This is a genomic window from Azospirillum sp. A23 (genome assembly GCF_042938965.1).
In the GTDB taxonomy this organism is placed as follows: domain Bacteria; phylum Pseudomonadota; class Alphaproteobacteria; order Azospirillales; family Azospirillaceae; genus Azospirillum; species Azospirillum melinis.
In genome coordinates this window covers 85,929-103,242 of record NZ_CP170669.1, presented here as the reverse complement: position 1 = coordinate 103,242, position 17,314 = coordinate 85,929, and the positions used below count along the sequence as shown (strand labels likewise).

Below are 17,314 nucleotides of genomic sequence, written 5' to 3'. Positions count from 1 at the left end.
ATGGTCAGTTGCTCCCCAACAAGCCGGAACCGGGCACCTTCGTGCCGTTCTCGTACCTGTAGACGCCGTGGCCGGCCTTGCGGCCGGTGCGGCCCGACTTGACCATCTTGGCGATCAGCGGGCAGGGCCGGAACTTCTCGCCAAGCGACTGGTGGAGGTATTGCAGCACCGCCAGCCGGGTGTCCCAGCCGGTCATGTCGCCCAGTTCCAGCGGTCCCATCGGATGGCCGAGGCCGAGCCGCAGCGCGGTGTCGATGTCCTCGGCGCTGGCGACGCCGGATTCCAGCATGTACATCGCCTCGTTGCCGAGCATCGCCGACATGCGGCTGGTGGTGAAGCCGGGCGCCTCGTTGACGACGATGGAGGTTTTTCCAAGAGCGTCCGACCAGGCCTTCAGCCGTTCGACCACGCTGTCGTCAGTGGCAAGCCCGCGGATGATCTCCACCAGCTTCATCTTGTGGACGGGGTTGAAGAAATGCATGCCCGCGACGCGCGCCGGCCGGGCCGACGCCGCGGCGATCTCGGTGATGCTGAGCGCCGAGGTGTTGGTGGCGATGACGGCGTCCGCCGCCACCACCGCGTCGATGGTGCGGATGATGTCGATCTTGACGGCCAGCTGCTCGGACGCGGTCTCCACCACCAGATCGGATCCGGCGGCGGCGGCGGCGAGGTCGCTGGCCGGGGTGATCAGCGACAGCGTCCGCTCCGCCGTCTCCTCCGTCAGCTTGCCGAGACCGACCGCGTCGGAGACGATCTTGCGGATGTTGCCGAGCGCGTCGTCCAGCGCCGCGCCCTTCACGTCGAACAGCACGGTGGGATAGCCGCGCACGGCGAAAGCGTGGGCGATGCCGCGCCCCATGATGCCGGCGCCGACCACCGTGACCTTGGCGCCGTCGGGAATGCTTGCGTTCATCGGTTGGTTCACCTTGTCTGGGCGCCCCGTCTTCACGGGGCGGCGTCTCAGCGCCCCGTGAAGACGGGGCGGCGCTTTTCGCGGAAGGCGGCCGCCGCTTCCATCCGGTCCTCGGTGGTCAGCAGCAGCGTGAAAAGGGTCTTTTCCAGGGCGATCCCGGCGTCCAGGTCGAGGTCGGCGCCGTTCATCACCGCTTCCTTGACGTAGGCGGCGGCCGTAGGCGACTTGGCGGCGATGGCGTCGGCCAGGGCAAGCGCCTGCTCGTCCAGCGCCTGACGCGCCGGTGCCAGACGCGAGACGACGCCGAGCCGCAGCGCCTCCTCCGCGCCGAAGCGCTCGCCGGTCAGCATCAGGTCGAGGGCACGGCCGGTGCCGATCAGGCGCGGCAGCCGCTGGGTTCCCCCGGCGCCGGGGATGAGGCCGAGATTGACCTCGGGCAGGCCGAAGACGGCGTCGGCCGAGGCGATGCGGATGTCGCAGGCCAGCGCGATCTCGAAGCCGCCGCCCAGGCAGAAGCCATGGATGGCGGCGATCGCCGGCTTGGTCAGCGACGCCACCGCGTCGATGTAGGCGATTCCGGGGTCGACCCGGCGCGCGGAAACCGCGGAGTCGACCTGCCGGAATTCCTTGATGTCGGCGCCGACGCAGAAGCCGCGTTCCCCCGCCGCCCGGATCAGGACGGTGCGGATGGCGGGATCGGCTTCGAGATCGCGGCAGGCGCGGGTGAGGCCGCGGCGCACCGCCATGTTTATGGCGTTCAGTGCATCCGGGCGGTTGAGCGTGACGATGCCGACGCCGTTGCGCCGTTCGACAAGGACGGCGTCGTCGCCGTGGGTGTCTTGGTCGGTGGGCATGGGGATTTCCCGGAAAACCGTGAGGGCCGGCGGGGAACCGCGCGCCGCCGCGGACTGCGGCCAGGAGGGGCGGCCAGGAAGGCGCTGCGTGTCGCGGACTGTCCGTGCCGCCACCGTTACGCTATGCCGGGCGAAAGCAGGGCGCAAGCGGTTTTTCTCCATAGAGAATTCTTTTCTGAAGATATAAATTAATTCCGCCGATGCCGGCCGCGTTCCATAAGTCGGATGCGGCGGTCAAAACGAGGGGGGAGCGGAACGTGCAGGCAAAGCCAGGCGGGACGGAGACAGCGGCGGACGCCGATGCCGGCGATGCACCGAAGGCGCCGCGCCCGCGCGGCCGTCCGCTCAAGGACGCGGGCAGGCAGGCGGCCAGGCAGGCGGCCAGGGCGCAATCCGGGCCTCCCGCCATGCTTGCGGGCGGTGGGGCGGAGCCGCAGGACGGTGCCGATGCGGAGACGGCCGCGGAGACTGTTGCGGACGCCGCCGGCAAGCCGGTCGGCGCGGTTCTGAACTGCATCCGGATCCTGAAGCTGCTGAGCCATGCCGCAGCCCCGGTCAGCCTGACCCACATCGTGCAGGAGCTGGGGATGAACACCAGCACCGGCTTCAACATCCTGCGCACGCTGGTCCAGGAGGATTACGTCCGCTTCGACCCGCAGACCAAGGTCTACGCCATCGGGCTCGGCGTGATGGATCTGGTGCGCGGGGCGGCGACCGTCGCCAGCGACATCAACCTCGTGCGTCCGCTGATGGAGCGCATCGCCCACGACCATGGCGTGACGGTGACGCTGTGGCGGCGGATTTCGGCCGACCGCATGATGCTGGTGCTGGAGGCGCTCGGCACCGGCAACATGCGCATCAAGATGGATGTCGGGCAGCGGCTGCCGCTGACGATCGGTGCCGCCGGCCGCGCCATGGTGCCACATGCCGGACTGACGGAGGCGGAGTTGCTCCGGCAGTTCGCCGCGTTGCGCTGGGACCGGCCGCTGTCCTTCGAGGCGTTCATGGCCGAGGTGGAGGAGACGGCGCGGCGCGGCTGGGCGCTCGACAACGGAAACTACGCGCTCGGCACCGCATCGGTCGCCGTGCCGATCCTCAATCCGCAGGGGGGGCCGCTGATGGCCTGCACCGCCACCATGTTCCTCAGCCAGTTCGACGAGGCACGGGCGGAGCGCATCGCCGGGGCGCTCGGCGAGGTCGCCCGCGCGCTGGCCCCGGCGCTGCCGCACCTTTAGAATCCTGCGGCCGGTCAGCAGGCCAGGGCGGTGACCGGCTCGGCCGCATCCGTGTCCCCGGCAACGGTGCGGGTGGCGAGGCGCACCGCCGCATAGGCGTCGTGGACGGCATCGCCGATGCGGCCGACCTCCCGGCTGTCGCCGATCACATGGGTCGGCACTCCGGCGGTTCTCAGCGCCGCGGCCAGCCCGGTCTCTGGCATCCGGCCCAGCGCCAGCAGGACCTGCGCGGCCGGGCGGCGGTGGTCGGCGCCGTCGCGGTCGCGCAGCACGACCTCTCCGCCGCCGACCGCGGCGAGTTCCATGCCGGTCTCGATGCGGATGCGCGGGTTGCCCTCCAGCCTCGCGATCAGCTGGCGGCGATAGACATATTGCGCGCGGCGCGCCAGCCGCCGTTCCGGCGAGCGGCTGACCAGAAGGACGTCCCGGCCGGACTCCGCGACATACTCCGCGCATTCGCACCCCGTCTCGCCGCTGCCGACGATGACCACCGGCTTCTCTGCCGCCCGGCCGGCGGCGAGCGGCTCCTGCCCCGTCAGCAGGTCATGGGCGTAGCCGACCGGGACCGACCCGCTGCCGGACACGGCGAGCGGGCGGTTGGACGCCCCGGTGGCGACGATGGCGAGCGCCGGCCGCAGGGCGAGGATGTCGTCCGGTCCGGCTTCGCAGCCGAGCCGCACCTCCACCCCGGAGGCGTCCAGCCGCCGGACCAGATAATCGCGGTACCAGAAGAACTTGTCCTTGCCCGGCGGCGTCGCCGAGGCGACCAGCCCGAGACCGAGCCTGTCCGCCTTCTCGAACAGGGTGACGCGGAAGCCGGCATCCTCTAGAAGCAGGGCCGCCGCCATCCCGCCCGGTCCGCCGCCGACGACGGCGGCGGTGCGGCCGGCGCCGCTGCGCAGGATCGCCGGCTCGGTCTCGCGTCCGGTGCGCGGATTCTCGGCGCAGCCCAGCCGCTTGTGGGCGAGAAGCTGGTCGACGCACCAGTTGCAGGAGGTGCAGGGCCGGATGTCGGCCACCGCGCCGCGCCTTGCCTTCTCCGGCCATTGCGGGTCGGCCAGCAGGGCGCGGCCGAGCGCCACGAAATCCGCCGACCCGTCGGCGACGGCGCGTTCCGCCACGTCGGGCTGCCGGATGACGCCGACGGTCAGCACCGGAACGCTGGCGACCTCCCGCAGCCGGCGGGCCAGCGGGATGCGCCATCCCTGGGGGGACGAGACCGGATCGACGTTGCAGTCCATCCGTTCCGCCGTTCCGGTCGACACGTGCAGCGCATCGGCCCCGGCGGCGACAAGCTCCGGCGCCATCCGCACCGCCTCGTCCAGGGTGGTGCCGCCCTCCACGAACTCCTCGGCGGACAGGCGGAAGATCACCGGCGCCTCATCGGCCGCCGTCCGGACGGCCGAGACCACCGCCAGCGGGAAGCGCAGCCGGTTCTCCAGCGTTCCGCCATACGCATCCGTCCGCCGGTTGCTGGCGCCCGACAGGAAGCCGCCGATCAGATAGCCGTGGGCGCCGTGGATCTCGACGGCATCGTAGCCGGCGGCCACTGCGCGTGCGGCGGCACGGCCGAATTTTCCGATCAGATCCTCGATCTCCGGCACGGCGATCTCGCGCGGCTCCTCGCGATAGACGCGGCAGGCAATGGCCGAGGCGGCGACCGGAGCCTGTCCCCCGGTGAAGCGGCGCAGGGTCTGGCGCCCGGCATGGAACAGCTGGAGGCAGGAGCGCGCGCCCGCGGCGGCGATGGCGGCGGTCAGCCGCCGGTGGCCGGCGATGAGGCTGTCGTCGTCGATGCCGAGCTGCGGCGACCCGCCCAGCCCGAGCGGACGGTCGACGCAGGCATACTCGACGATCACCATTCCCACCCCGCCGGCGGCGCGGGCGGTGTAGTAGGCGAGCATCTCGTCCGACACCGAGCCGTCCGGCGCCGCCATGTTGGATTCCATCGGCGCCATCACCAGCCGGTTCGGCAGCACGAGTCCGCGCAGGCGGCCGGGAGAAAAGAGAGTGGGGAATGCGGGGTCCATCGTGGCGTCCAATCATGTCCATGGCGTTCAGTCGCGGTGCCGGGCCGTGGCGTGGAGCCGTGGCGCCGGGGGCTGTGGGCCGGAAAGGGAGCGGGGCGGCAAAAGATCGAAGCCCGGACAAATACAATCACACACGACTTTTTTTGTCGTCAACGGTCTTCTGCGAAGTGTGCTAGCATCCCCACGGTTGTGAACGGACGACCTGCCGGGCCCGTCCGGGCAAGGCCGGCTGGCGCCGGGGACGTCCGGGCAGAAGGGAGACGGTGGGGCATGGTGCGGGTGATCCAGGACGAGACGGTGGAGACCGGCGAGGAAGAGGGGCGCAAGGCCAAGCGCAAGCCCCAGCAGGAGCGGAGCAATGCGACGCGCCGCAAGCTGGTGCGGGCAACCATCGATCTGCTGCGCGAGCGCGGCTATGCCAGCGTCACAACGCCGGACATCGCCGACCGGGCCGGGGTGTCGCGCGGCGCGCTGCAGTATCACTTCGCCGGCAAGGAGGAGATCTACTTCGCGGCCATCCAGGAAATCACCGCCTGGATGGACAAGGAGATGAATCTGGCGGAGTTCGTGGGGCTCCCCATCGCCGAGCGGGTGGAGCGGGTGGTCAACCAGCATTGGGAGGTCTTCGGCAGCGACGACTATGTCGCAGCTCTCGAAATCCGCCTTTACGAACGCTTCAACGACTGGCTGCACCAGAGCATCCGCACCCAGCTGGGCAAGGTGACAGAGGCGCGCGACCTCGAATGGGTGCGGCTGTTCGCCGACTCTCCCGCCGACACGGCGACCGTGGTTCGGCTGCGCCGCATGGTGCTGGACACGCTGCGGGGCTTTGCCCTGCGCAAGATCCAGGAGGGGCCGGCCGTGGATTTCGCACCGCAACTCACCCTTCTGAAGAGATTTCTGGTGAGCGTGCTCCAGCCGCTTCCGCGCACCGTTCAATGCGAGCGCATATAAAAATCATTGGTGAATGATTTCTGTTGCAAGGCCGACCCGCCTTGCCTATGGTTTGTCTCGCGGACAGTTTGCCGCATGGCCGATGTTTGAAATGTGCCAGCGCTTCGTCCGGCGCTCTCCGCCGTGATGTCCCGGCAGCTCTCCAAAAAATTTCGGGCCAAAGCCTTATCTGGCACCGATGCGTCACCGGCCCCGGAAGGCAGACCGGTTTCGGTCCGCACCCCGGCTCTTTGACTTAAGCCTCATCATCATGGGGAGAACCCCGTCGTGACCGACATCATCCTGGAAGCGCGTGGTCTGACGAAGGAGTTCAAGGGCTTCGTCGCGGTTCGCGATGTGAACCTTCAGGTTCGCCGCGGCACCATCCACGCGCTGATCGGCCCGAACGGCGCCGGCAAGAGCACGGTGTTCAACCTGCTGACCAAGTTCCTCACCCCCACCCGCGGCCAGATCCTCTACAAGGGCCGCGACATCACCCGCACCAAGCCGGCCGACATCGCATGCAAGGGGCTGGTCCGCTCCTTCCAGATCTCGGCCGTCTTCCCGCATCTCAGCGTGCTGGAGAATGTCCGCGTCGCGCTGCAACGGCCGCTCGGCACCAGCTTCCATTTCTGGAAGTCCGAATCGTCGCTCCACGACCTGCACGACCGGGCGCTGGAACTGATCGAGGCGGTCAACCTCACCCCCTGGGCCGGCCACACCGCCGCCGAGCTGCCCTATGGCCGCAAGCGCGCGCTGGAGATCGCCACCACCCTGGCGCTCGACCCGGAGGTGATGCTGCTCGACGAGCCGCTGGCCGGCATGGGCCATGAGGACATCGAGGGCACCGCCGCCCTGATCAAGCGCGTCGCCGCCGACCGCACCGTGCTGATGGTGGAGCACAATCTGTCGGTCGTCGCCCACCTGTCGGACACCATCACCGTTCTGCGCCGCGGCGAGATCTTGGCGGAGGGACCCTACGAGGTCGTCTCGAAGAACCCGCAGGTGATGGAAGCATATATGGGCACGGGGGGGACCGGACATGCCTGACGGGATGAACACCAAGACCGCGATGCTGGAGATCGCCGACCTGCACGGCTTCTATGGCGAGAGCCACGTGCTGCACGGCGTCAGCCTGGAGGTGAGGCAGGGCGAGGTGGTGACGCTGCTGGGCCGCAACGGCGCTGGCAAGACCTCGACCATGCGCGCCATCATGGGCATCATGGGCAAGCGCACCGGCTCGATCCGCTTCCAGGGCACCGAGCTGATCGGCATGGCCCAGCACAAAATCCCGCGGCTCGGCATCGGCTATGTGCCGGAGGAGCGCGGCATCTTCTCTTCGCTCAGCGTGGACGAGAACCTGACGCTGCCGCCGGTGGTCAAGGAAGGCGGGATGACCGTCCCGCAGATCCACGAGCTGTTCCCCAACCTGAAGGGCCGCGGCTCGACGCAGGGCACGCGCCTGTCGGGCGGCGAGCAGCAGATGCTGGCCATCGCCCGCATCCTGCGCACCGGCGCCACCCTGATCCTGCTGGACGAGCCGACCGAAGGGCTGGCTCCCGTCATCATCGAGCAGATCGGCGTCGCGGTGCGGGCGCTCAAGGCACGCGGCTTCACCATCGTGCTGGTGGAGCAGAACTTCCGCTTCGCCGCCACCATCGCCGACCGTCATTACGTGATGGAGGAAGGCCATGTGGTGGACATGATCCCCAACGACCAACTCCACGCCAACATGGACAAGCTGCACACCTATCTCGGCGTGTGAGCGGGAGAGGACCGTCCGATGTCGCACCTGTTCGGCATTCCGCCGCAGGCCCTGTTCGGCCAGCTTCTGCTCGGCCTGATCAATGGCTCCTTCTATGCGCTGCTCAGCCTGGGGCTGGCGGTGATCTTCGGGATGCTCAATGTCGTCAATATGGCGCACGGCGCCTTGTACATGGTCGGCGCCTTCGTGGCGTGGCTGCTGCTGACCTATCTGGGCGTCGGCTATTGGGGGGCGCTGGTGCTGGCGCCGCTGGCGGTCGGGGCGGTCGGGCTGGTGCTGGAGCGCACCATGCTGCGCCGGCTCTACAAGGTCGACCATCTCTATGGGCTGCTGCTGACCTTCGGGCTGGCGCTGATCTTCGAGGGCGCCTTCCGCCACCAGTATGGCGTGTCGGGGCAGCCCTACCCGATCCCCGAGCTGCTGAAGGGCGGCACCAACCTGGGCTTCATGTATCTGCCGACCTACCGCGGCTGGGTGGTGGCGGCGTCGCTGCTGGTGTGCCTGGGCACCTGGTTCGCCATCGAGCGGACCAAGCTGGGCGCCTATCTGCGGGCGGCGACGGAGAACCCGACGCTGGTGCAGGCCTTCGGCATCAACGTGCCGGTGATGGTGTCGCTGACCTACGGTTTCGGCGTGGCGCTGGCCGGTCTGGCCGGGGTGCTGGCGGCGCCGATCTATCAGGTGTCGCCGCTGATGGGGTCGAACCTGATCATCGTGGTGTTCGCGGTGGTGGTGATCGGCGGCATGGGGTCGATCCTCGGCGCCATCCTCACCGGGCTCGGGCTGGGGCTGCTGGAGGGGCTGGCCAAGGTCTTCTACCCGGAGGCCTCCAACATCGTCGTGTTCGTGATCATGGCCGTGGTGCTGATGGTGAAGCCGGCCGGACTGTTCGGACGGGAGAGATAAGCCATGACCATGCAAACCCATGCGCTGCGACGGACGGGGGTGGAGGCGGCATCGCGCCGGGCGTTGCTGATCGCCGGCGGCCTGCTGCTGGCCCTGGCGGCACCCTTCCTGCTGTATCCCGTCTTCCTGATGAAGGTGCTGTGCTTCGCGCTGTTCGCCTGCGCCTTCAACCTGTTGATCGGTTTCGCCGGGCTGATGAGCTTCGGTCATGCCGCCTTCTTCGGCTCGGCGGCCTATGTCACCGCGCATGCCGCCAAGGTCTGGGCGTTGCCGCCGGAACTGGCGATGTTGGCGGGCGTGATCGTCGCGGCCGGTCTGGGTCTGGTCTTCGGCCTGATCGCGATCCGCCGCCAGGGCATCTATTTCGCCATGATCACGCTGGCGCTGAGCCAGATGGTGTTCTTCCTGGCGTTGCAGCTGCCCTTCACCCATGGCGAGGACGGCATCCAGGGCGTGCCGCGCGGCACCCTGTTCGGGCTGTTCGACCTCAACCAGCCATTGACCATGTACTACACCGTGCTGGCAATCTTCGTCGCCGGCTTCGCCCTGATCTGGCGCACGGTGCATTCGCCCTTCGGGCAGGTGCTGAAGGCGATCCGCGAGAACGAGCCGCGCGCGGTGTCGCTCGGCTACCGCACCGACCGCTACAAGCTGGTGGCCTTCGTGCTGTCGGCATCTCTGGCAGGGCTTGCCGGTGGCACCAAGGCTTTGGTGTTCCAGCTCGCCAGCCTGACCGACGTGACGTGGCAGATGTCGGGCGAGGTGGTGCTGATGACGCTCTTGGGCGGCATGGGCACTTTGTTCGGGCCGGTGGTCGGCGCCGGGCTGGTGGTGACCTTGGAAAGCTACCTCGCCGCGACCAGCCTGCCGGTGCCGGTCGTCATCGGCTGCATCTTCGTCGTCTGCGTCCTGCTCTTCCGCCGCGGCATCGTCGGCGAGCTGCTGCACCGTCTGCCGAAGTGACGCCGGGCCATTTCCAACCCTCTTAAACGGGATATCCATCATGACGGAATGGGCGGTCGTCACCGGCGGCAACCGGAACATCGGCGCGGGTATCGCCCGCCGGCTGACCGAGGACGGCTTTCAGGTGATCGTGGCGTCGCGCACCCCGCCAGAGCATGATTTCCATGCCGGCCATGTGCCGCTGGACCTTGCCGACCCGGACGCCTCGGCGGCGGCGCTGGCCGAAGCGGTCGGCGACCGGCCGGTGACGCGCTTCGTCCACAACGCGGCCATCGCCCCGCTGGCGCCGGGAGCCGAACTGTCGGTCGCCGAGCTTGCGCGTGTCTATGCCGTCAATGTCGGGGCGTTCGTCGCGCTGACGCAGGTGCTGCTGCCATCGATGCGCCGCCAGGGGGTCGGGCGCATCGTCGCCATCGGCAGCCGCGCCGCGCTGGGCAAGGAGGGGCGTAGCGCCTATGCCGCCAGCAAGGCGGCGCTGTCCGGTCTGGTCCGCACCTGGGCGCTGGAGCTGGGAAGCGACGGCATCACCGTCAATGTGGTGGCGCCCGGACCGGTGCGGACGTCGCTGTTCGATGCCGCCAATCCGCCCGGCCATCCGATGACTGAGAAGCTGATGCATGGCGTGCCGGTCGGCTTCATCGGCACGCCGGACGACATCGCCCATGCGGTGTCCTTCTTCACCAGCGACGCCGCGCGCTTCGTGACGGGACAGGTGCTGTTCGTCTGCGGCGGCACCTCCATCGCCTTCAAGGAGCCTGACGGCCGCCCGCCGGTGGTTCACCGGCACGCCGCGACCTTCCCGGGGACGGGACGGTGATCGGTTTCACGGCCGATCCGCCGGCCGGCCGGATGGCGGCCGTCGAGATCGAACAGCCCGGTGGGCCGGAGGTGCTGCGCCCGGTGGAGCGGCCGATCCCCATGCCGGCCGATGGCGAGGTCCTGATCCGGGTGGTCGCCGCCGGACTGAACCGGGGCGACCTGCTGCAGAGGCAGGGGCTCTATCCGCCGCCGCCCGGCGCCTCCGACCTGCCGGGTCTGGAGGTGTCGGGACTGGTGGCGGCCTGCGGCGGCGGGGTGGAGGGCTTTGCGCCGGGCGACCGCGTCTGCGCGCTGGTGGCCGGCGGCGGCTATGCCGGGTACTGCGCCGCCCCGGCGGCGCAATGCCTTCCGGTTCCCGACGGGCTGGACCTGGCGACGGCTGCGGCGCTGCCCGAGGCGCTCTGCACCGTCTGGACCAATCTGGTCGAGCGGGGAGCCCTGCGCTCCGGCGACGGCGTGCTGATCCATGGCGGGGCGAGCGGGATCGGCACCATCGCCATCCAGGCCGCCCGCCTGCTGGGCGCCGCGTCGGTGTTCGCCACCGCCGGCAGCCCCGGCAAGCTCGCCCTGTGCAGCGAACTCGGCGCCGACCGCGCCGTCGACCACCGCAACGAGGATTTCGTCCGCGTCGTCAAGGACGCCACCGGCGGACGCGGGGTGGACGTGATCCTCGACATGGTCGGCGGCGACTATCTGGACCGCAACATCGAGGCGCTGGCCGTCGGCGGACGCCTCGTCCACATCTCCTTCATCGCCGGGTCGCGCATCTGCGCGGATTTGCGTCCGGTGATGACCAAGCGGCTGACCATCACCGGCTCGACCCTGCGCGGACGCAGTGCCGCCGACAAGGCGGCCATCGTCGCCGGGGTCAGGGCCGCGCTGTGGCCGCATGTCGCCGGCGGCGGCCTGCGTGCCGTGCTCGACCGCGGCTTCGCACTGTCGGCCGCCGCCGACGCCCACCGCTACATGCATGAGGGCCGCCACCGGGGCAAGATCCTGCTCCACACCGGCTGGCACCCGTCCGGAAACGATCCAGGGGAGGAAACAGGGACATGACCAAGCGAGCGTTGTTCGCCAAGGCTGCCACCGCCGCCGCCGTTACCGCCGCCGTTACCGCCACTGTCACCGCGACTGTCTGCGGCCTGCTGGCGGTTGGGACCGGAAGCGCGGAGGCGGCCGAGGATGCGGTCGTCATCGGCCTGCTCGACGATCTGTCGGGTCCGACCGCCGACCTGTCGGGCAAGGGCAAGGTGGTCGCCGCCCAGATGGCCATCGACGATTTCGGCGGCAGCGTGCTCGGCAAGCCGGTCAGGCTGCTCGCCTCCGACCACCAGAACAAGCCGGAGATCGCCAGCACCCAGGCGCGCGAATGGTACGACCGCGGCGGGGTGGACATGATCACCGGGATGTCCAATTCGGCCGTCGCGCTGGCGGTTCGCGCCATCGCCCGCGAGCGCGGCAAGGTGGACGTCATCGCCGGCGGCACGGCGGATTCGCTGGTCGGCGCCGACTGTTCGCCGACCGGCATCCTGTGGACGGCGACCGCGCATGCCATCGCCGGCACCACGGCGTCCGTGGTGTCGGAGACCGAGAAATCCTGGTTCATGCTGACCGTCGACTATTCGGGCGGCAAGTCGCTGGAGGCGGCGGCGGTCGAGGTGCTGAAGGCCAAGGGGGCCACAGTTGCCGGCGTCGCCCGCCATCCCTTCAACACCGCCGATTTCTCGTCCTTCCTGCTCCAGGCGCAAAGCTCCGGCGCCAAGGTTCTGGCCTTGTCGAACACCGGCGCCGACACGCTGACCGCGCTGAAGCAGGCCAACGAGTTCGGCATCCGCGAAAGCGGCATGAAGATCGTCGGGCTCTATTTCGACACCACCCAGATCAAGGCGCTGGAGGATGCGGCGGTCAAGGGCCTGGTCTACACCTCCAGCTTCTACTGGAATCGCGACGCCCTGGCGACGGCCTGGGCCAAGCGCTTCATGGACCAGCGCGGCGTCCTGCCGTCGCAGAGCCAGGCGGCGACCTATTCCAGCGTGCTGCATTACCTGAAGGCGGTGAAGGCGGCGGGGACCACCGGCTCGGCGAAGGTCATCGCCGAGATGCAGAAGATCCCCGTCGAGGATCCGGTCACCGGCAAGGGTTGGATCCGCGCCGACGGCCGGGTCATGTACGACATGTATGTGATGAGGGCGAAGGCGCGCGACGCCATGACGGGTCCGCTCGACGTCGTCGATCTGGTGAAGACCGTGCCGGCGGAAGAGGCCTTCGGGCCGATCAGCCCGGACTGCCACGTGAAGAGCTGAGACGTGAAGAGTTGATGGTGGCATGACGAAGCCGGGCCTCCTTCCGGCTTTGGGGGAAGGAGGCCCGATCCTCGATCAGGACAATGGAGGATTGGACAATGGAGGATCGGCGGCCCCGGCGCCCATCCCCGAACTCCAGGTGGAGAGCGAGCCGGTGAAGCCGGACACCGACCGGCGGTGCAGGAAATGGCCGTGCCGCACCGGAGCCAGCGTGAAGGCGGGGTCTGTCCCGAGCTTCTGTGCGGCGTCGAGCGGCCAGTTCGGGTTGTAGAGCAGCTCGCGGGCGACGGCGACCAGATCGGCGCAGCCGTCGCGGAGGATGGCCTCGGCCTGGTCGGCATGGATGATCAGGCCGACCGCCATGGTCGGCAGTCCGGCCTCGCGGCGCACCCGCTCGGCGAAGCCGACCTGATAGCCGTAGGCCAGGGAAATTCGCGTCTCGATGGGCGAGGCACCGGAGATGCCGCCCGACGAGCAGTCGAAGGCATCCACCCCCAGCGGCTTCAGGATGCGGGCGAGCGCCACGCTGTCCTCGACCTCCCAGCCTCCGTCATCCTCGGTGGAGACGCGCAGGACCAGCGGCTTGTGGTCGGGCCAGGAGGAGCGAACCCGCTGCACCACCTCGACCGCGAAGCGGATCCGGTTTTCGAAGGAGCCGCCGTAGCCGTCCGTCCGCCGGTTGGAAGCGGGCGACAGGAATTCGTGGATCAGGTAGCCGTGCGCGGCGTGCAGTTCCATCACCTCGTAACCGGCGCGGTCGGCGCGTGCCGCAGCGGCGCCCCACGCCTCGACGCAGTCGTCGATGTCCCGGCGCGTCATCTCGCGCGGCATCGGATAACCCTCGTCCTGCGGGATGGCGCTGGGCGCCACCACGTCCCAATCGTCCCAATCGGCGATCTGCGGATCGCGCGGCAGGGCGCCGCGCCCGTCCCAGGGAAAGCGCTGACGCGCCTTGCGGCCGGCATGCATGAGCTGGATGCCGGGAACGGCGCCGCAGGATTTGACGAAGCCGACGATGCGCCGCAGCGGTTCGACGAAGCGGTCGTCCCACAGGCCGAGGTCGCCGACGGTGCCGCAGCCGCGCCGCTCCACCGTGGTCCCTTCCTGAAAGACCAGCCCGGCCCCGCCGGCGGCGAAGCGGCCGAGATTCATCAGGTGCCAGTCGGTGGGCAAGCCGTCGACCCCGCAATACTGCCACATCGGGGCGACCACGATCCGGTTCTTCAGCGTGACGCCGCGCATGGTGTACGGCGTGAACAGCGCGCTCTGGCCCAAGGCCTTCTCCTCCCGATTGTGGGTGTTTCGTCCGGCGACGGGGTGTGGGCGGTTCATGCCGTGGCGGCTTCGCCGGATGGGGTCATCCAGGCCGTCGCCATGTCGCGCAGGACGTTCTTCTTGACCTTGGCGCCGTTCGGCCCGTCGGTGACCGGCATCGCCGCTATCGCGAAAATGCGCGCCGGCACCTTGTAGACGGCGAGCTGAGCCCGGCAGGCGGTCAGCGCCGCCGCCTCGTCGAGCGCCGTGCCCAGCTCCATGACGACGAAGGCGATGGGGCGCACGCCGGCCGGGCAGCTGGCGGCGACGGTCTGGCAGACGGTGACGCCGGGCAGCGCCAGGATGACCTCCTCGATCTCGGTCGGGCTGACCAGATAGCCTGCGATGCGCAGCACGTCCTTGATGCGCGAGACGAAGATCATCCCGCCGTCGGCCAGCCGGTACCCGTAGTCGCCGGTCCGCAGATAGCCGTCCCCGGTGAAGACCGCGGCCGTCGCCTGCGGGTTGTCGAGATAGCCGATCATGGCGTTGGGGGTCCGCACCTCCACCTCGCCGATCTCGCCGTCGGGCAGCAGGGCGCCGCTGTCCGGGTCGCGCACCCGCAGGTCGGCGGTGGGGCAGACCGGCCGGCCGCCGCCCTGGGCGCGGCGCTCCAGCGCGGCGTCGGCGGGCTGGGCGGCGAACATGGCCAGCGTCTCCGTCATGCCGAAGAAGCCGCGCAGCAGCACGCCGTGCGCCTCCGCCTTGGGCGGCAGGATGGCGGTCAGGGCCGGCGTGAAGTTGGCATGGCCGAACATGCGCAGGTCCGGGAAGGGCTTGCCCTCCGGCACCACCGACAGGATCTTGTCGAGCATGTCGTCGGTGCCGAGCATGTGGGTGATGCCATGCTCCACCAGCAGGCGGGCGGCATCCTCCGGCACGAAGGCTTCCATCAGGACCAGCGGGCGCTGCGCCCGGATGGTGGTGATCGCCAGCGTGTAGCCGAAGGCGCCGCACATCGGGATGCCGAGCAGCAGGCTGGTTCCCGGCCCGGTCAGCCCGACCGCGGCCGCGGCGTCGCCGGCATGGCGGGTGCTGCGTTCCTGCGTGTGCTGAACCAGCTTGGGCGCGCTGGTGGTGCCGGAAGTGGCGAGGATCAGGCTGACATCCTCCGGCCGGCCGTCGGCGACCTCGGGCACGGGAGACGGCGATTCCGCGATCAGGTCGGCGAACCGGGTCTGGCGCACGCCGTCGAGCAGCGCCGCCTCGCCCTCGCCCAGCGTCACCACCAGATCGAGGGCCGCGCGCTCGGCGGGATCGACGGCGCGCAGAACGTCGGCGCAGGCGCCGTTGCGGTAGCCGGGGGCGAACACCACCGCCCGGCAGCGGGCGCGCGACAGCAGGAAGGCGACCTCATGGGCGCCCAGCCGCACATTCATCGGCACCACGGCGACACCGAGACGCGAACAGGCCAGCGCCGTGGTCAGCCATTCCGGGATGTTGGGCAGCCAGAGCGCCAGCCGGTCGCCGCGCCGCAGGCCGAGATCCTTCAGCCGCGTGGCGAGCTTGGCGGACTCGGCGCGCATCCGGCCGTAGGTGACGGGGCCTTGCTGTCCCACCACCATGGTCGCGTCGTCGGGCGCGCCGTCCAGCATTTCGAAAAGCCGGGACGGGGGGGCCGTGCCGCTCCGGGCTGTTCCGCTATTGGGGCCGCTGACGGGGACGCCGTTGTCGATCATGCCGCTTTCGTTCATCGGAAAGGCTCCAAACGGCGGGGCCGGCCGGCGGTGGGCGGTTGGGGGAAATTGAAACCGCGGGGCCGCGACGGACCGGGGGGCTGCCGGCACCGGCCGGGAGCGCCAGTGCGCCGGCCGGGGTTGTTGGTCGATTCAATACAATCACACACGAATTATTTTATCTGTCAATCCGCTTCTCGGCCCCTGGCCCGCCGATGGCTGGACGACAAACCTCGCAATCGAAGCGTGGAAAGCAGCGGCAGAGCCGCGCACGCATCGGAGCACCTCTAAAAATCAATCCTGAGTGATTTTTTATGTTCCATGTTCGTCTAGCTTATGATTGACTTGCCCAGCAAATAAACGGTGTGCGAAGCGCGGACCTCGCCGCGCCGGCTGCGACACCCGCCGGGATGGCGGCGGGAGGATCGGCGCCGCCGGTCCGCTTCCCGGCCGCTCATCCGACGTTCACGAGAGGACCGAATGACCGAGACCAAGAGCGGCACGCAGAGCGCGATCCTGCCGTCGGCGGATCCGAACTGGCTGGCCCTGCGGGAAGAGGCGATCCTGGAGCCGGATCTGCCGATCATCGACCCGCACCACCATCTGTGGGACTCTCCGCGGTCGCCGCGCTACCTCGCCGAGGAATTGCAGCGCGACGCGCAGGCGGGCCACAATGTCGTCGCCACCGTCTTCGCCGACTGCACCGAGGGGTACCGCACCGACGGGCCGGAGAACATGCGGCCGGTCGGCGAGACCGAATTCGTCACCGCCATCGCCGACCGGTGCGAGGCGGGCGTCTACCGGCCGGCCGGCCTGTGCGCCGGCATCATCAGCTATGCCGACCTGCGCGAGGGCGAGGGTGTGCGCGCCGTTCTGGAGGCTCACATCGCCGCCGGCAAGGGGCGCTTCAAGGGCATCCGCCAATCGACCTCCTGGGACCCCAATCCGGAAATCCGCACCACCATGCGCACCCCGCCGGAAGGGCTGCTGCGCGACGGGCAGCTCCGCCGCGGCTTCGCCTGTCTGGCGCCGCTGGGCCTGACCTTCGATGCCTGGGTCTACCATCACCAGCTTTCCGATGTCGCCGATCTGGCGGCGGCCTTCCCGGACACGTCGATCATTCTCGACCATGTCGGCGGCCCGGTCGGCATCGGTCCCTATGCCGGCCGGCGCGACGAGGTCTTCGCGCAGTGGAAGGCCGGCATCCTGGAGGTGGCGCGCCGTCCCAACGTGACCGTGAAGCTGGGCGGGCTGGCGATGCGGCTGGGCGGTTTCGGCTTCCACGAACGGCCGGTGCCGCCGTCCTCCGAGGATCTGGCCGCGGCATGGCGTCCCTACATCGAGACCTGCATCGAGGCGTTCGGTCCCGACCGCGCGATGTTCGAAAGCAACTTCCCGGTGGACCAGCTGTCGTGCAGCTACGCGGTCCTCTGGAACGGCTTCAAGCGGCTTGCCGCCGGCGCGTCGGCCGACGAGAAGGCGGCGCTGTTCAGCCGCACCGCGGCCAGGGTCTACAGCATCGAGCAGGTTCTGCGCTGAGCCGGGCTCTGCGCTGAGCCGCGCCGGCCGGCCGGCGGGCAAGGGCCGGCAGACAGAATCCAAA

15 protein-coding genes are annotated in these 17,314 nt (G+C 69.4%); 10 read left to right on the top strand and 5 right to left on the bottom strand.

Going from position 1 to position 17,314, the window contains the following annotated elements; genetic code table 11:
* Positions 1 to 4: 4 nt before the first annotated feature.
* Both ABNQ40_RS33165 and ABNQ40_RS33160 read right to left on the bottom strand, forming a co-directional pair.
* Positions 5 to 913 (bottom strand): 3-hydroxyacyl-CoA dehydrogenase, encoded by a 909-nt coding sequence (locus ABNQ40_RS33165; protein ID WP_109049847.1) that lies wholly within the window; start codon positions 911 to 913, stop codon positions 5 to 7.
* A gap of 47 nt (positions 914 to 960) precedes the next feature.
* Positions 961 to 1,767, bottom strand: coding sequence for an enoyl-CoA hydratase/isomerase family protein (locus tag ABNQ40_RS33160; RefSeq protein ID WP_109049846.1), 807 nt, complete (start codon positions 1,765 to 1,767; stop codon positions 961 to 963).
* 257 nt (positions 1,768 to 2,024) lie between these two features.
* Here ABNQ40_RS33160 and ABNQ40_RS33155 point away from each other — a divergent pair, with 257 nt between their 5' ends.
* On the top strand, positions 2,025 to 3,002 hold the full coding sequence (locus tag ABNQ40_RS33155) for an IclR family transcriptional regulator (protein WP_158285583.1): 978 nt from the start codon (positions 2,025 to 2,027) through the stop codon (positions 3,000 to 3,002).
* A gap of 14 nt (positions 3,003 to 3,016) precedes the next feature.
* Here the strand turns inward: ABNQ40_RS33155 and ABNQ40_RS33150 are convergent, their stop codons facing one another.
* Positions 3,017 to 5,032: an FAD-dependent oxidoreductase gene (locus ABNQ40_RS33150; protein WP_109049844.1), complete on the bottom strand. Its 2,016-nt coding sequence runs from the start codon at positions 5,030 to 5,032 to the stop codon at positions 3,017 to 3,019.
* A gap of 270 nt (positions 5,033 to 5,302) precedes the next feature.
* On the opposite strand from ABNQ40_RS33150, the gene ABNQ40_RS33145 reads away from it, so the two are divergent.
* From ABNQ40_RS33145 to ABNQ40_RS33110, 8 genes are all read left to right on the top strand, one after another.
* The gene (locus tag ABNQ40_RS33145; RefSeq protein WP_109049843.1) at positions 5,303 to 5,986 is read left to right on the top strand and encodes a TetR/AcrR family transcriptional regulator; all 684 of its coding nucleotides are present in this window, start codon (positions 5,303 to 5,305) and stop codon (positions 5,984 to 5,986) included.
* Between the two features lie 267 nt (positions 5,987 to 6,253).
* Positions 6,254 to 7,015, top strand: a complete 762-nt coding sequence (locus tag ABNQ40_RS33140) for an ABC transporter ATP-binding protein (protein WP_391349404.1) — start codon at positions 6,254 to 6,256, stop codon at positions 7,013 to 7,015.
* Positions 7,008 to 7,730: an ABC transporter ATP-binding protein gene (locus ABNQ40_RS33135; RefSeq protein ID WP_391349402.1), complete on the top strand. Its 723-nt coding sequence runs from the start codon at positions 7,008 to 7,010 to the stop codon at positions 7,728 to 7,730. The genes ABNQ40_RS33140 and ABNQ40_RS33135 overlap by 8 nt, the downstream gene beginning before the upstream one ends.
* 18 nt (positions 7,731 to 7,748) lie before the next feature.
* A complete protein-coding gene (locus ABNQ40_RS33130; RefSeq protein ID WP_391349400.1) occupies positions 7,749 to 8,636 on the top strand; it encodes a branched-chain amino acid ABC transporter permease in 888 nt (295 codons plus the stop codon).
* Between the two features lie 3 nt (positions 8,637 to 8,639).
* The gene (locus tag ABNQ40_RS33125; protein ID WP_391349398.1) at positions 8,640 to 9,599 is read left to right on the top strand and encodes a branched-chain amino acid ABC transporter permease; all 960 of its coding nucleotides are present in this window, start codon (positions 8,640 to 8,642) and stop codon (positions 9,597 to 9,599) included.
* Positions 9,600 to 9,639: 40 nt separating this feature from the next.
* Positions 9,640 to 10,416, top strand: a complete 777-nt coding sequence (locus tag ABNQ40_RS33120; protein WP_109050168.1) for an SDR family NAD(P)-dependent oxidoreductase — start codon at positions 9,640 to 9,642, stop codon at positions 10,414 to 10,416.
* Positions 10,413 to 11,474 carry an NAD(P)H-quinone oxidoreductase gene (locus ABNQ40_RS33115; RefSeq protein ID WP_391349396.1) on the top strand — a complete coding sequence of 354 codons (1,062 nt, stop codon included), beginning with the start codon at positions 10,413 to 10,415 and terminating at the stop codon, positions 11,472 to 11,474. The genes ABNQ40_RS33120 and ABNQ40_RS33115 overlap by 4 nt, the downstream gene beginning before the upstream one ends.
* Entirely contained in the window at positions 11,471 to 12,721 is a 1,251-nt protein-coding gene (locus ABNQ40_RS33110) for an ABC transporter substrate-binding protein (RefSeq protein WP_109050169.1), read from the top strand. The genes ABNQ40_RS33115 and ABNQ40_RS33110 overlap by 4 nt, the downstream gene beginning before the upstream one ends.
* A gap of 75 nt (positions 12,722 to 12,796) precedes the next feature.
* Here ABNQ40_RS33110 and ABNQ40_RS33105 read toward each other — a convergent pair whose 3' ends face one another.
* Both ABNQ40_RS33105 and ABNQ40_RS33100 read right to left on the bottom strand, forming a co-directional pair.
* Positions 12,797 to 14,053 (bottom strand): NADH:flavin oxidoreductase/NADH oxidase, encoded by a 1,257-nt coding sequence (locus ABNQ40_RS33105; RefSeq protein WP_199235341.1) that lies wholly within the window; start codon positions 14,051 to 14,053, stop codon positions 12,797 to 12,799.
* Positions 14,050 to 15,729 carry an AMP-binding protein gene (locus ABNQ40_RS33100; RefSeq protein WP_109050171.1) on the bottom strand — a complete coding sequence of 560 codons (1,680 nt, stop codon included), beginning with the start codon at positions 15,727 to 15,729 and terminating at the stop codon, positions 14,050 to 14,052. Before ABNQ40_RS33100 ends, ABNQ40_RS33105 begins: the two co-directional genes overlap by 4 nt.
* Positions 15,730 to 16,191: 462 nt before the next feature.
* Between ABNQ40_RS33100 and ABNQ40_RS33095 the strand changes: the two genes are divergently transcribed.
* Positions 16,192 to 17,250: an amidohydrolase gene (locus ABNQ40_RS33095; protein WP_109050172.1), complete on the top strand. Its 1,059-nt coding sequence runs from the start codon at positions 16,192 to 16,194 to the stop codon at positions 17,248 to 17,250.
* Positions 17,251 to 17,314: the final 64 nt, after the last annotated feature.